The sequence below is a fragment of the Leclercia sp. GHBNCSD genome, from assembly GCF_055805075.1.
On sequence record NZ_JBQVYO010000016.1, the window covers coordinates 1 to 418 of the forward strand.

Below are 418 nucleotides of genomic sequence, written 5' to 3' on the forward strand. Positions count from 1 at the left end.
GAACCGATAAACTACCTGAGTCGGCGGCTCTTTCGCCTGACACTCAGAAGCCAGCACAACGGTGACGACTGCGAAAATAGTACATAATCTTTTCATCAATTATCGCCCCGCATCCATGTCACAGCGCATATGATCCCAGCCGGTGTAGCCTTTCACTTCGGGGACTTTGTCGGGCAAATTTTGCCAGTTCGTTTTAAGTTGTTGCGTGCTGCCATCAAGCCCTTGCTTTGTCATGTAGATCATCCCCCAGGCCCATCCGGGGGAGCGGGGTTCCAGTTTCCCGTTTACTGTGCCACCCATACCGTCATCCACGGTATATTCAATGCCTGGGCCACCCGGCAGAATGCGCGGATCTTCAAACGGTTTTGACGACATATACAGCCGGTGTTTGGTCTGCAGAAAACCCTGATCGTTGACA

1 pseudogene is annotated in these 418 nt (G+C 52.2%); it reads right to left on the bottom strand.

Features of this window, described 5'->3' with window-relative positions:
• Positions 1–99: 99 nt before the first annotated feature.
• Positions 100–418, bottom strand: a pseudogene (locus tag ACT3IC_RS23520) (T6SS immunity protein Tli3 family protein); the annotation flags it as partial.